The sequence below is a fragment of the Bradyrhizobium sp. USDA 3315 genome, from assembly GCF_054056795.1.
In genome coordinates, this window is record NZ_JBSRYP010000001.1 from 6,330,050 (window position 1) to 6,343,537 (window position 13,488).

The 13,488-nt window shown below is 61.1% G+C and carries 15 protein-coding genes, 1 tRNA gene and 1 pseudogene; 10 read left to right on the plus strand and 7 right to left on the minus strand.

Annotated elements, in window-relative coordinates:
- Window positions 1-11: 11 nt before the first annotated feature.
- Window positions 12-869 (minus strand): LysR family transcriptional regulator, encoded by an 858-nt coding sequence (locus tag ACVIYL_RS29550; protein ID WP_253608291.1) that lies wholly within the window; start codon window positions 867-869, stop codon window positions 12-14.
- Window positions 870-984: 115 nt separating this feature from the next.
- On the opposite strand from ACVIYL_RS29550, the gene ACVIYL_RS29555 reads away from it, so the two are divergent.
- Entirely contained in the window at window positions 985-1,410 is a 426-nt protein-coding gene (locus tag ACVIYL_RS29555; RefSeq protein WP_253608292.1) for a tautomerase family protein, read from the plus strand.
- Between the two features lie 3 nt (window positions 1,411-1,413).
- Here the strand turns inward: ACVIYL_RS29555 and lipB are convergent, their stop codons facing one another.
- Window positions 1,414-2,142 carry a lipoyl(octanoyl) transferase LipB gene (gene lipB, locus ACVIYL_RS29560; protein ID WP_253608293.1) on the minus strand — a complete coding sequence of 243 codons (729 nt, stop codon included), beginning with the start codon at window positions 2,140-2,142 and terminating at the stop codon, window positions 1,414-1,416.
- A gap of 60 nt (window positions 2,143-2,202) precedes the next feature.
- Here lipB and ACVIYL_RS29565 point away from each other — a divergent pair, with 60 nt between their 5' ends.
- A complete protein-coding gene (locus ACVIYL_RS29565; protein WP_076831216.1) occupies window positions 2,203-2,448 on the plus strand; it encodes a FliM/FliN family flagellar motor switch protein in 246 nt (81 codons plus the stop codon).
- 93 nt (window positions 2,449-2,541) lie between these two features.
- A tRNA-Leu gene (locus tag ACVIYL_RS29570) sits at window positions 2,542-2,626 on the plus strand.
- Window positions 2,627-2,652: 26 nt separating this feature from the next.
- Here ACVIYL_RS29570 and ACVIYL_RS29575 read toward each other — a convergent pair.
- The 3 genes from ACVIYL_RS29575 to ACVIYL_RS29585 form a co-directional block, all read right to left on the minus strand.
- Complete coding sequence (locus ACVIYL_RS29575) at window positions 2,653-4,113, minus strand: tyrosine-type recombinase/integrase (protein WP_456780402.1); 1,461 nt, start codon at window positions 4,111-4,113, stop codon at window positions 2,653-2,655.
- A gap of 120 nt (window positions 4,114-4,233) precedes the next feature.
- Complete coding sequence (locus ACVIYL_RS29580) at window positions 4,234-4,455, minus strand: hypothetical protein (RefSeq protein ID WP_456780403.1); 222 nt, start codon at window positions 4,453-4,455, stop codon at window positions 4,234-4,236.
- Between the two features lie 489 nt (window positions 4,456-4,944).
- Window positions 4,945-5,190, minus strand: coding sequence for a helix-turn-helix domain-containing protein (locus tag ACVIYL_RS29585; RefSeq protein WP_456780404.1), 246 nt, complete (start codon window positions 5,188-5,190; stop codon window positions 4,945-4,947).
- 254 nt (window positions 5,191-5,444) lie between these two features.
- Here ACVIYL_RS29585 and ACVIYL_RS29590 point away from each other — a divergent pair, with 254 nt between their 5' ends.
- The 7 genes from ACVIYL_RS29590 to ACVIYL_RS29620 all read left to right on the plus strand — a co-directional run bounded on the left by ACVIYL_RS29590 (window position 5,445) and on the right by ACVIYL_RS29620 (window position 11,138).
- Window positions 5,445-5,717 carry a DUF2285 domain-containing protein gene (locus ACVIYL_RS29590; RefSeq protein ID WP_456780405.1) on the plus strand — a complete coding sequence of 91 codons (273 nt, stop codon included), beginning with the start codon at window positions 5,445-5,447 and terminating at the stop codon, window positions 5,715-5,717.
- Window positions 5,718-5,852: 135 nt separating this feature from the next.
- Entirely contained in the window at window positions 5,853-6,047 is a 195-nt protein-coding gene (locus tag ACVIYL_RS29595; protein WP_456780406.1) for a transcriptional regulator domain-containing protein, read from the plus strand.
- A gap of 263 nt (window positions 6,048-6,310) precedes the next feature.
- Window positions 6,311-6,628 carry a hypothetical protein gene (locus tag ACVIYL_RS29600; RefSeq protein WP_456780407.1) on the plus strand — a complete coding sequence of 106 codons (318 nt, stop codon included), beginning with the start codon at window positions 6,311-6,313 and terminating at the stop codon, window positions 6,626-6,628.
- Window positions 6,585-7,355 (plus strand): IS110 family transposase, encoded by a 771-nt coding sequence (locus ACVIYL_RS29605; protein ID WP_456780408.1) that lies wholly within the window; start codon window positions 6,585-6,587, stop codon window positions 7,353-7,355. Before ACVIYL_RS29600 ends, ACVIYL_RS29605 begins: the two co-directional genes overlap by 44 nt.
- Window positions 7,356-7,374: 19 nt before the next feature.
- Window positions 7,375-7,479 carry a hypothetical protein gene (locus tag ACVIYL_RS29610; protein WP_456780409.1) on the plus strand — a complete coding sequence of 35 codons (105 nt, stop codon included), beginning with the start codon at window positions 7,375-7,377 and terminating at the stop codon, window positions 7,477-7,479.
- A 1,073-nt stretch (window positions 7,480-8,552) separates the two neighbouring features.
- Complete coding sequence (locus ACVIYL_RS29615) at window positions 8,553-9,344, plus strand: bestrophin-like domain (protein ID WP_456780410.1); 792 nt, start codon at window positions 8,553-8,555, stop codon at window positions 9,342-9,344.
- Window positions 9,345-9,494: 150 nt separating this feature from the next.
- A complete protein-coding gene (locus tag ACVIYL_RS29620) occupies window positions 9,495-11,138 on the plus strand; it encodes a DUF3300 domain-containing protein (RefSeq protein ID WP_456780411.1) in 1,644 nt (547 codons plus the stop codon).
- Between the two features lie 825 nt (window positions 11,139-11,963).
- On the opposite strand, the gene ACVIYL_RS29625 is transcribed toward ACVIYL_RS29620, so the two are convergent.
- Window positions 11,964-13,313, minus strand: a complete 1,350-nt coding sequence (locus ACVIYL_RS29625; protein ID WP_456778199.1) for an IS701 family transposase — start codon at window positions 13,311-13,313, stop codon at window positions 11,964-11,966.
- Window positions 13,314-13,374: 61 nt separating this feature from the next.
- Window positions 13,375-13,473, minus strand: a pseudogene (locus tag ACVIYL_RS29630) (IS5/IS1182 family transposase); the annotation flags it as partial.
- Window positions 13,474-13,488: the final 15 nt, after the last annotated feature.

Consider the following 13,488-nt stretch of genomic DNA (forward strand, 5'->3'; position numbering starts at 1 on the left):
CGATGTTCAACCTATGCCGCAGACGCCACGCTCCGAAACGTCGCAGCCAGCGTCCTGAGTGCCGCGAGCTTGGCGGGATCGCTGACTTTCGAATGCAGCATCACCTTCGACGTGCCGAGCCGCGGCAGCTTGTGGGCAGGGCCGATATCGACCAGGCCCGGCGGCGCGATGCGGCGGACGAGGGGCGCGACGGCAAGCCCTGCAAGCGCGGCCGCCACCACCGCGGTGACGCCGCCGCCGACGAAGCTTTCGGTCCAGGCGATGCCGGCCTTGTCAAGCGCGCGCACGGCGAGGGCGCGCACGCCGCAGGGCGGCGCCAGGGTCGCGAGCGGCAGCGCATCGCCGCGCGGCCAGACGAAGCGTTTGGCGGCGAACCAGCCGAATTCGTCCTCGGTCAGCTTCTCGCCGCCGCGCCGGCTGCCTTCCTGGCGCACGATCACGGCGTCGAGCTCGCCGCCATCATAAGCGTCGAGCATTTCGCGCGAGAAGCCGATGGTCACGGATAGGGCAAGCTGGGAGGCCATCGCGTGCAGCCGCTCCAGCAGCGGCACCAGCTCCGGGCCCGCGGCGTGATCGCTGATCCCGAGCGTGAGCTGCTGCCGCGCGGGTTTCTCGCCGGCCAGCGCGCGATCATGCACCTCGATCAGCGCGCGGGCGTGCTGCAGGAAGGTCGCGCCGTCGGCGGTCAGCCGCACCGCGCGCGGCGAGCGCTCGACCAGCCGCTTGCCCAGCACCGTTTCGAGCCGCTGCAACTTCATGCTGATCGCCGCTTGCGTGGTGCCAAGCGCCTCGGCGGCGCGGGTGAAGCCTTGCAGCTCGGCGACCAGGAGGAAGGCCTGCACGGTGTCGATATCGAGCGTGGCGGTCATGATCAATGATCGCTATCATTGCTATCAATATAGATAAGATACCAAGATGATGAGCGAAGGTCTAGCTAGAGGAGGCGCGATTGACCCGCGCCAACCGGATTCAAGGAGACCGATCATGCCGCTCATCACCGTCACCTACGCGACCTCGCGCGAGAGGCCGTCGCTGAAATCCGACATCGCCGCCGCCGTGTCGGACCTGACCGCCGGGATTCTGCACAAGGATCCCAAGGTCACCGCGATCATTGTGAAGTCCGCCGATGCGGCCGACTGGTTCGCGGGCGGCAAGTCGCTCGCCGAGCAGGGGCTCGCGAGCTACTGGCTCGACATCCACGTCACCGAGGGCACCAACACCAAGGACGAGAAGGCGGCCTATCTCGCGGCGCTGTTCAAGCGGATGGGCGAATTGCTCGGGCCGCTCCACACCGAGAGCTACGCCCATGTCGACGAGGTGAAGGGCGACGCCTACGGCTTCGGCGGCCTCACCCAGGAGCGCCGCTACATCGCCAGCAAGCTCGAGGTCGCGCCGCAGAAGGCGGCGTGAAGCCTATGACGTCGCTTCCGGCAGGCGCGCTGCGGTGTCGCCGAACACCTCGGAAAAGGCCTGCCGGAGCGCGACGTCGACATCGGCCATCGTGACCGGCAATCCGAGATCGACCAGCGAGGTGACGCCATAGCGCGGATCGACCACGCCGCAGGGCACGATGGCCTGGAAGTGCGCAAGATCAGGCTCGACATTGATCGCGATGCCGTGGAACGAGACCCAGCGGCGCAGCCGCACGCCGATCGCGGCGATCTTGTCCTCATGGTCCGGTCCCTTGTCCGGGCGCCGCACCCAGACCCCGACGCGGTCCTCGCGGCGCTCGCCGCGGACGTTGAAGGCGGCGAGGGTGCGGATGATCCATTCTTCCAGCGAGGCGACATAGGCGCGCACATCGGGCCGGCGCCGCTTGAGATCGAGCATCACATAGGCGACGCGCTGGCCCGGGCCGTGATAGGTGACCTGGCCGCCGCGTCCGCTCTGGAAGGTCGGAAAGCGCGGCGCGAGCAAATCGTCGGCCTTGCCGCTGGTGCCGGAGGTATACAGTGGCGGGTGCTCCAGCAGCCATACCAGTTCGGGGGCCGAGCCCGCCGCGATCTTCGCCACCCGGTCGTCCATTGCGGCGAGCGAATCGGGGTAGGGCACCGCGCGGTCGGAAATCCGCCATTCGACCGCTTCGCCGCCCGGAGGGCGCGCAAAGGTCGTCAAATCGAGGCTTTGGCGGTCGTTAACCATTAGCTAACCCTAACGTGGTCAGGTGAACCTACAATCTAGTTCCCGTTCGGCGGCTCAGAAGTGCCCACCCTCGATAAAGTCAGCGTTGATCTCATGGTGGTCCTCGGTACCACGACGATGCCGATTCACCAGGTCATGCGGCTGTCCCGCGGCGCCATCATCGAACTGGATGCCACCGAGGCCGACGAGGTCAAGATCCTCGCCAACAACCTGCCGGTGGCCAGCGGCGTGGTCCTGGTCGACCGCAACCGGATTGCGGTCGAGGTCAAGCAGATGCTGCCGAAATCTCCCGGGGTTCGCGGCTAATTCCCGCATTAATCGCCTTGTCCCTGCATCCGTGATTTGTTACATGGCCCCGTCGATCCGGCGGGGCCTTCGGGGTTCCATCCGGTATCCCAAGCGCTCGTGGCGGAATTGGTAGACGCGCTGCCTTGAGGTGGCAGTGGGTAACACCGTGGGGGTTCGAGTCCCTCCGAGCGCACCATAAACCCACATTTCATATTGAAATTGTTAGGCTTTTTTCCAAGTGTTACCCGGAAATGTTACCACTCCGTTCCGGCGCGGTGTTCGCGCTCTGTTTGCCTCGGATCCCGCCAGGCGGTCGTCTAGCGGCTGGTTCTGATCATAAGTCACGATCTTCTCCATTCCGCTGATTCCGAGCCTCTCTCGATTCGCTTGGGCGATGTAGTGCGCGGGCATCTTCGGATCCGTCCAGCCGAACATTGCCATCATCTGGCTTTCGGTGCAGTCGGCGTAGGCGGCGACTTCGGCGCGCGCCTTACGGACCCCGTGGCAGCTCTTCTTCGGTTCGTTGACGCCGGCCAGGACCGCATACTTCTTGAACTTGGCTGCCCATGCTTTCTTGTTCATCGGCTGGATGCGACCACGTACGATCTTGCCGGTAAATACCTCCGCGCCGACGATGCCCGCGGCGCGAGCCGCCCGCAGGCTTTCGGCGAACTCCGGATGTACGGGTACTGTGACGGTGGTGTTGCCCTGGCTTTTCTCGGTCGCAATCTGCACCGCCATCTTCCGGACGATCTGGCGCAGGTGAGGTGGTCCGAAACGGTGCGCATCGCCGAGCCGCAGGAACGTGTAGTGGAGGATATCGAACATCAGCCGCGCCTCGGTGCCGAGCGGCCACTTCTTTCGATACTTGGCCATGTCATCTTCGGTCCAGGGCAGAAAGCCGCCGGTCTCACGGCTTGCTTTCGCTTTGCCGGATTTCAGTCCAATGGTTGGATCGTCGTCTTCATCGAGATGGTTCTCGTCGATCATCCAGCGGATCATGCCGCGCACTGCCGACAGTAAGTTGCCCGCCTGTGACGGCGTGCGCGCCTTCATCTCCGCCTTGATAACCTTGCGTGTCAACACCGCGAACGGCTTCTCGCCATTCTCGGGCAGTAGCAACTCAATCAGTCCCGTGCGCTGGAGCCGGGTCGACTCCGCCAAACCCTCGTGGCCGACACTGAGATCGCCGAGCCAGTGATCACTTTGCTTGTAGCCGTTCCAGTACCAGCGGAGTGTGCCTGGTTGCGCCGGCGTCGCTGGCGGAGCAGGGCGCACCTCGTTGCGCTGTTTCTGCGCGTTGATGTAGTCGCCCTCGTTGCCATACTGCGCTATTTGGGCGGCGATCGCGCCGTCGACTTCGGCGTTGAACTCAGCTGTGTCGAATTCGGCCTTGATGCGGATCTTGGGCAGCTTGTTTCGTAGTTGCACATAATACCGCATTTGCCCGCGTTGACTGACGTCGACATGCAGGTAGCGGCGTTCCGGTTGACACGGGTTCGTCGTCGCCTTGACGCGACGCATACGCATCACTCCCCCAAGCGTCGCGACACCAGCTCCATAGGCGGCGTCGAACGCTGGCGTTCCGTATTCCTCACTGATCCCGATCCTGCGGCCCTTGCGGCTAACCTTCACGTACCAGCGCAGCGAGCCGGACTCGGAGTAGTTGAAGTAAAGATACATTCGCCGATCCCCGGGCGCGCGGGGATCGCGTTTTTCCGTTCCAGGCATTGGCTGTCTCCGTGGACCAATGCTTGGAGTCTAACGATGCGGTGACTCCGCATCAATTGCATAAGGTGCGTTTCACCCGCTTTCAGTGCGTTTCAGGTAGCGCTGCAACGCTTCTGACGGCACCCAGGTCTCGTCGAGAACGTTTGGGGGCTTGATCGGTGGAGCGCCTGCCGTAAGCGCGATCCGAATAACGCCGTCGCCGTCGACCGTGACCGCGCTGGCGCCCGCTTGCCTGGCGGCGCGGATCGCGCGAGCGATGTCTGCTTGTGTAAGTTTGGCCGGACGTCGCGGCATGTCCTTCTCCTATTGTTCGAAACTCAGCAGCACCGAGTAGACGAAGCGCCCCAACATCACGCGATGTCCGTTAGCCCCAAAGCAGCCGGGCGCTCATGGCCCTGATCATCGCTGTGCGTCGCGCCCTGACGGGCTGAGTATCGATATGGAAGTCGAGAAAGCTGCACACGAGAGCGACAAGCTGATTGTCGTGTATTCGGCTAGATTGGAGGGGAAATCGGACGGTAGTTCTGCAGAACGCCTGCGCCTCGGCGTCTCGGAATAACCGCCAGTATGAACTCTATGCATGCAAAAGGTGGGGAGTCCTCTCGGCTCCGCCCGTCCTTGTACCCCAGGTCTCGCCGACGGGCAGGTTGCAGGCGCGGAGCGCCCGTGACTATCGGCGGGTAAGCGGCGCCATTAGCGAGCAGAACCGAGACCTTCAAGCGGCCTAAAAGCTCCAAAAGTCACCGAAGAATGCTCACAAGACGTCGCATAATTCCGGCCACGTCAGACCGACGCGGTTTTTCGCTTTCGAGAGGGTTTGGCAGCGGGCTTAAGGAAGTCTGCTGGTTCGACTGCCAGGACCTTCGATAGTTTCTCGATGATTTCCAGTCCAACATAATGGCTGCCTTTCTCCAGCGCACTCATGTAGGTCCGATTGATGTTGGCTTCGTAAGCCAAGTCTTCCTGAGAATAGCCTCTTTCATGCCGAAGCCGGCGCAAGTTGGCTGCGAAGACATGGCGAATATCCATGTCTTTAACCCAAGCCTTATGTCTGATATAAACCCACCGGATTAACCCGACATTCGTCTCACGATGACCAGATAATGGGCTGCGCCAGGACTTGAGAGCTAAGTAGGCTCAACTCGACCTAGGGCAAACGGAAGGAGAAACAGCAATGTCAAACGAGATGTGGCCGTCATCGCTCCGTATCCACGCCATCCTGTTCGATTGGCGGGGTTAGTTGCTGCCCAAACCTTCAATCAGGCAGGATACCGACAAGCGCCATGCCAAAACTTCCGATCAATCCTGAGGTTGCCGACGTCGCGCCGGCCGACGTAGCGATGACGGCTTATGATGAGCTGCACGTGGTGACCTATATGCGCCTTCTGCAGGCCGAGGGCGAGGGAGCGGATTGGCGGGAAGCGTCTCGAATAATCCTGCACATCGATCCGGAGGGTGAACAAGACCGCGCGCGGAACGCATACCAGAGTCATCTCGCTCGCGCTAAGTGGATAACCGAACAGGGGCGTCTCCTGCGCGGCAGGGGCGGCAACTAGAAGAAATTCCCCGGTCAGGGCGTCGATTTAGAATCGTCTTCATGAGCCAATACGTGGTCACCCGGGAGCACCACGTGGTGCCAGACTAGGGACTTCCTGTAACCCACTCGTTCACAATTATTTAGCTACGTGCGAATGGGTGGAAGCGATGCCCGAGTTCGACTGGCGGTCGCCGGACATTACGAGAGTCTTCAGGACGCAGAGATTACCGGCATCGCCTGGGAATGTCTTCGTCGTAACGCGGACTACCGGCGCGACTACCAAGCAATGATCGCTAACAGTTTGCATGGCCAAATGACCGCCGAATTTAGGAGGAGGTGGGGCATCTGATTTCGCCCTTGGCCGGCTGAGGTCCTTCAACGAGCAGGCGATCTTTTGGGCGCCCGAGGTTTCTCCCGACCGTTGTACCAGTCGCACTGGCCGTGTCGCCCCTTAGCACTGCGCTGCCGCTCAGCCGTTGCTCGATCTCGCGGCTGGCGAGGTTAGCCGCGCCGCTGACGGGTGGCACGCGGTGCTGCGCATCTGCGCCGTGGACGAGCGTATCTGGTCGAATGAGCCGCCAGCCGTCGGCACTCGTACCGCCGAGCCGCCGTTTGACGGTGGTTTCGAAGAACGCGCATTTGCGGCACGGCGGCTTGGCACGCGATGAACGAGCGCACGGCAGCCCCGTATTTCGTGATCCGGTTTTGCCAGCCGGCGCGAAGATACGCCGTCCATTAGCCCGCTCGATCGCGATCATGCTGCACCAGATTGTGCGAGGCGGTGAGCGCCGGCAACTCATGGGCCGCGCCGTCGGCGAGCGTCACCGTCGCGAGTTGCGGTACCTTGCGAGCGGTCAGGCCGAACTCGACCCGCCAGCAGAACACCGTGCTGGTGGCGATGCCATGGCCGGCAAAGCTGCGCCACGCTGACGTCGGACCTCTCCATTTGCTGCACGACCGCCTGCTTCTGCTTATTGCTGAGCCGACGCCGGTTCGACCGCCCGTCCAGCGCTTCCGGCGTCAAGCGGTATCTGCGTCGCGCGCAATTGGCAGCACTGGTCAATTGAGCCTGGGCACTCGGATGAAAGCAACAATCGCCAGTCCATCTCGCCGCCGGAGTCGTCGAGCCGATCGCGCCAGATCCGCGGCGAATGGGGCGATCCGCTCCGCTCTTGAGGGCTACGCGGATCGCCTCGATAGAGTGGGAGTCGAGGCGTCATCGCTTGGCATTTGGCTCTATCGCGAATTGCAGCCAGTTGGGATGCCGATCATTGTTGTCGAAGCGCGTCACATGCGCGTCTCGCTCTCGACAATGCGCAACAAAACCGACCGAAACGATGCCCGCGGCGTCGCGCAGATGATACAATTGGGCTGGTGTCGTGCCGTCCATGTCAAGTACATCGAGATGCAGAAGATGCGCACGCTTCTCGCCAACAGGAAGCTTCTGAAGCGCAAGCTGATCGACGTCGAAAACCACATTCGTGGCTCGCTGCGGGCCTATGGGTTGCTGGTTGGAGCTGTCGCCCGAGGCGCCTATGAGGCACGCGTCCGCGAGCTGATCGAGTGCAGCGATCCGATCTTCGCGATGACAATCGAAGCCATGCTGGACGTGCGGCGCGCGATCCTCGAGGCCTACGATCGGCTACACCGAGCATGATCCCGTCTGCCGGCGCCTGATGACGGTTCCCGGTGTCGGTCCCGTTGCGGCTCTTTCGTTCAAGGTCGGCGTCGATGACCCCCGTCGTTTTGCGCGGTCGCGAACAGTAGGCGCGCATTTTTGACCTGGCGCCGAGGCTGCACAAGTCTGGCACGTCGATCGACTATGAAGGGCGCATCAGCAAGCAAGGCGATATTTTGCCGTGCGTAGGGCGCTGTGCGAGGCGGCTGCAAGCCCGCTGCTGCGAGTGAGGAAATGGTCAGCCTTGCGCGCGTGGGGCCTGCGGATCGCCAAACGGTCGAGCATGCTGTGCGTGATCACTGCGGTCGCGCAAGCTCGCAAGCATTCTGCACCGGATGCGGGTCAGCGAGACCGACTTCCATGTAGGGCTTTGGCGCCAAGGTCACGCAGCGGGTGCGGTTGAAGCCTGTGCAGTAACCGCTGCACGGATCACGAGGAATTTGCGCTGGCATCGCATCCGGCATGTTGAAGAGGAGCAAACTTAGCGATCCGCGCGCGCGGTGAGCGTCCCCTGGCGGGGCCGCGAAATGGGGAATGTCCGCTATCTCTTGCCTGCAGCCGCCCTTCGGGGACGAGAGCGTCTGACTGCTTGGACAGCCCTGTTTACGAGCCTGATGAAGAGCATGCGACGGCCCAAGTGCTGAACGCGAAGGAACGCATGGACCCCGCCTGGAGAATGCATGTCGCGGTCCGCGGCTGTGATGAAGCTTGTGCGTTTTTGATGGAGGGAAGCAGCGATGCTTGTTGTGCGAGGAGTCGAGGAAAAGCGTAGGAATGAGTTGACTTTGAACGCCCGATTAGGAAGGCGAGATAAAAGGGGCTCGCCGGTCGAACCGCAAGCCATTGGCATGGCTTGGGTTCTACCGTGCCGGTCGGTCGGGGCGCGTGCCGCGCCTTGCGTTTTCAGCAATGCAATCAAAGCTACATCCGGCACTGGGATGATCTTGACTGTTTTTGGTGGCCGGAAATGACCGCGCGCGGCAACGAGCGGTGCGTTCGGCCTTGCTTACGTCGACAGGCGTGCGGCTCCGGCATCATGCTAGGCCGCAGACCGTCAGCATTGCTTCCGTTCTGTCACCAATTTCCTTTGGGGTTTGAGACGATTGCCTTCGTCAAACTGCTTGCACGATGTGCAACCAAACTGTCGCCGTCAGGATCATCCCTTGGAGATCGGCGATGATCTTCATGTTGTTTGCTATAGCCATAGCCGCCCTGTTTTTTGTCGGCTCGCTCGCCTTGCTCCGTTGGGGTCAGCATCTGGGCTGGCGCTATCGTGAACGGAGCGAGGGAACCGGAGGGTTGGCGACTGTCGAGGGGGCAATCTTCGGCTTGATGGGCCTTCTGCTGGCATTCACGATTTCGGGTGCCCTGCAGCGCTTCGATGATCGCCGTCAGTTGGTCATTCAGGAGGCGACGGCGGCCACCACGGCGTACGACAGGCTGAGCCTATTCGCCGGGGACGATGGACACAGGCTCCAGGGTAGCCTTAAGGAGTACGTTAGCGCTCGGATCGAGCTGTATCGTATGCCGCATGACTTTCTTGTGCTGCAGCGAGCGGAAGAGTTTTCAGACCAACAGGAAAAGAAGGTACGAGACCTCAAGAACCAGTTGTGGGGTTCGGCGGTCGTGGCCTGCCCGCAGCCAAACTACCGGCCTGCATGCGCGTTATCGCTCCCGGCGTTGAATAGTCTCTTCGAGGTGGCGCTTCAGCGCGCTGGCGCAGCCGAAAAGCATCCGCCGCAGATCGTCTACTTCATGCTGTTCGGGCTTGGTCTCGGTTGCTCACTGCTCGCTGGTTTCGGCATGGCGGCGAACGCGGGGCGCAGTTGGATACACATGGTGATATTTGCAGGAACCCTGACGGTCGCGCTCTACATCGTCACGGACATGGAGTATCCGCGCCTCGGTCTCATTCGAATCGAGAGCTTCGACCATTTTCTTGCCGACGCTTATGAGCGGATGAACTGAGCCGCTAGGCAGGTGGAGGAACGGATCGTCGCTCCGTTCCCTTCGGGAACACGCGCGGCAGGCAGCTACGTTGATCTAAGTCAAGAACGCGTGACAGGGACACTGGATGCTGTTGCTGGTTCGCCGTTGTTATGAGGAGGGACGCGCGACATGCGGATCATCAGAACAATATGCTGGATATGCGCCTTCCTCGGATTATTGCTTGTCGGCCTTCCTGCGCGAGCCCAGACAAACGACCAGGGGCCGCAAACGCCGAGCAATGCACCCGCGCCGGTTCCCGAGCAGCCGGTGCTAAAGCCAGCTGAGCTCGAGGCGCTGGTAGCACCCATTGCATTGTATCCCGATACGCTAATGTCGAATGTTCTGATGGCATCGACCTATCCGCTGGAAGTGGTGCACGCGGATCGCTGGATGAAGCAGAACAAGAACCTCAAGGGAGATGCCCTCAAGGCCGCTGCGGAGAAGCAGGATTGGGACGCGAGCGTCAAGGCGCTGATTGCGACACCGTCTGTACTCCAGATGATGAACGAGCGGCTCGAATGGACGCAAAAGCTGGGCGAAGCTTTTTTGGCTCAGCAACAGGACGTAATGGATGCCGTGCAGCGGTTGCGTTCAAAAGCCTACGACCGGAAGAAGCTGGTCACCACGAAAGAGCAGACAGTGACGGTAAAGGCAGAGCAGAACCGGCAGTTCATCTACATTGAGCCCGCCGTGGCTGACAGCATCTACGTTCCTTATTACGAACCGCAGGTGGTTTTCGGCGATTGGCCTTACTCCGACTATCCCGCTTATCCCTATTATTGGGGCTATCCCGACTACATCGGTGCCGGCATCATCACAGCCGGCGTAGCCTTCGGCACAGCCTACACACTGGGGCGGTGGGCCACCGGTGGCTACTGGGGCGGCGGCGGATGGTGGGGCGGCAGCCGGGTCAACTGGGGTGGTGGAGCTATCGACATCAATCGCGGCGCTCGCGTTGAGCACTGGCAACACGACGTAAGGCATCGACAGGGTGCACGCTACAACAATTCGAGCCTGCAACAGAGGTTCGGCAGCGCCAATCAGGGGCCCGGTGGCAATCGGCAGGGAGTGCGGGCGGGCGCCGATCGTCCGAATGTCGGTGACCGGGCCCAGCGCGCCGACCGCGCTCAACGCTCCGACCGCGGCCGAGCAACAAACAGGCAGGCTGGCGCGGGCAGGACGGCCGGCAACCGCCAAGCACGTAACCGCTCGACGGCGGCAAGGAACGCAAGGTCTGTTGGTCGTGGTGCGGCGCACCGTGGAGTTTCCAGAGCTGCCCATTTCAGGCACACGGCGGGCCGCGGCGGCGGTGCGCGGTTCGCAGGCGGTGGACATCGCGCTGCAGCATTCCGAGGCGGCGGTGGTCGCGGAGGCGGGGGATTTCGTGCCGGCGGTGGGGGAGGGTTTCGCGGTGGCGGTGGCGGCGGGTTCAGGGGCGGTGGCGGCCGTGGCGGCGGGCGGCGATCCGACATCAACCTCAAGCATGACGTGGTGCTGCTCGGTCGGCTCGACAACGGTCTCGGTTACTATCGCTTCGCATACAACGGTAGCGACAAGGCCTATGTCGGAGTGATCGCGCAGGAAGTGGGGGCGGTGAGACCCGACGCGGTCACACGCGGCCGCGACGGATATCTCCGCGTCAACTATTCCCGGCTCGGCCTCAAGTTTCGGTCATATGATGGTTGGGCCGCGTCCGGAGGCGTGCTGCCGAACACCAGCGGGGCTGCCGCGCTGAAGACCACACCCACGGGCCGGCTGACCGTAGGTCGCTAGCGTGGGCTCACTGGCCTTAAACTAGCCAGCGGGTCTGGGGGCTGGATGGCCGAACCAACCAGCGACCCCGGCTTTGAACGTGCTGACCTCTTTCCATCCACAGCGGCCCGGCTTGATTTTTGGAGTGGCCTGGTTTGGGTTTAACCCTATGGCAAGTAAAGTAGGGCCGATGTTCTCAAGGACTATCGAAAGGCCTCTTCACCGTTCTAGGCGTATAAATTCTTGTGGGTCACAATTCGTTCTTCTTATTTCGCAGATGTGCGTTTGATCCAGACAAGTTTGTTTCTCAAAGTTGCGGTGACACAAATTGCACTATGCAACCGAGTTCCATCGGGTGTAGAGTGCCGACTGCAACGCGGGAGTTGCGGTCATGGGCAGTGACCTGCTGAAAAGCGTTTGTATTGTTTTCTTTGGGCTAAGCCCGCTCGTCATCATCGGCATCGCGATGTTCGTGCAGTAAAGCATTGGGCCATATGTGCCGCCGCGCCTGGCGGCGCCCTGCACGCGCCCAACTTTTTGATCTGATCAATCCAACGGCTCGCGCGCCTACGCAGTCTAGCCACTTCCTCAAAGGCAGTGTGCTCGCATGAAGGTATGTGCCGCTCTCCTTTTATTGGGACTTTTGGTTAGCCCAGCCGCCGGACAGAATATCTCACGGCCTTCCTTTATTTCCAGACCTCCCGATACGACTGGGAAAAACCCCGATTGCACGAAGAATTTCTGCGGCGGTCTTCCTCACCGAGCACGCGTGGGCATCCATTGCCCGTTGTGTGCCCGAACTACAACTAGCACTACTTTGGCAGATTGTGTTTTCGCCGCTGTTTTTCAGGGATTTCCTTTCGGCAATATGGGCACTGCTGAGGCGGCGGCCGAAGGATGAGATCGACGATGGCGTGACGTACGGCTGGCATGGTTGGCTGAGGCGGAGGCCCGTTGATTCTTTTTTTTCCGCCCCGCGTATGCGAGGCGACGATGTTGCAGGAAGGCGTAGGCAATCATTGTCATCAAGGCGTGGCGATGAAGACCTTGCCATGACCGCCCTTCGAAGTGATCAAGTCCAAGCTCCTCCTTCAGCTGTTGATGCGCCTGCTCACAAATCCACCGTGCCTTGATGGTGGCGGCCAGCGTGCGCAGATCCGTCGCCGCCGGAAGATTGGCGAGATAGTATTTCTTCTCCCCGGAGGCACGTTGCTCACCAATGAGCCAGGCTTCGTCGCCTGGCAGATGCTGCTGACCTTTATCCCATATTCGCTGCGGAGGGCCGTTGGCGGTGCGGACACGGAGAGCAGCAAATCGAGCTTTGAGCCGACCTTTCGTCCCGCTACGCCAACTCAGGGTTTTCCATTTGGCGCTGGCCAGCATTTGTTCGGCCGCAATCGATAAGATATCGGGCACGTGGTGCTTTCGTGGTTTGCCACGGACTTTGGTGATCGGCCAAATGAGCTTCACATCGACCGGATACACTTTCTGGTGCCGAGGGATACCGACAGCCCAGGTCAGCCCGCGCTCTGTTAGCCCTTGTCGAAACGGTGCGCTGAGGCCGTATCCTGCATCCGCCAGCACACATCCAAAGCGCATGTTGGCTGCCATCGCGCGGTCAATCTCGGCCAAAGCGATCTCCGGCTTGGACCGTGGCGTTCGGTGTTCGACTGGCACGCGAGCGCGCTTCAAACGAGACATGTCGCTTGTCCAGCTGTCAGGCAGAAAGAGACGTAACGCGACCATCACTGGCACTTCGCCGCGTGCAAGCGTTAAAGACACCAGCGTTTGGCAATTTGCGGTTTTACCGAGAGCCGACGCGTATTGAGCCGCAACACCGACCGATCGCTCACCCTTCTTGGGAAGTGAGGTGTCATCGATAACCAGCATCGCATCCCTGCCGCCGACAAGTCGGTCCGCCTGGTTGAGCAGCTCCGTCTCCAGCGGCGTCGCATCCCAGACACCGTCCGCAATGAAATGGTGCAACTGGTCGTAGTTGCTCGTGGCAAGGCGTTCCGCCATCGGCTGAACGCTCTTGCGATCGCCCGGACCGATCAATCCCGCAACATACAGAGGACACATCCGCTGCCGGGTCTTATGACCCAGCCGGTCCAAGAACGGCATTAGCCAGCGTTCGAGTTCGTCTTCCCATCTCGGCATGGTCAGCCCTCCAAGAGCCGACCACCCATGAATCATTGAAAAATTGATTCGGGAATCCTATAAAACGCGGCAAAATCAACAATCTGCCAAAGTAGTGCTAGGACGTGGACTCCTTAAAATGCAGCCAAATCCTGATTGACGCGAGTTGAACGAAAGCAAGGTAGTTGGCGGCGAGCTTATCGTAACGCGTCGCTATGGTAGTAGACCGCGG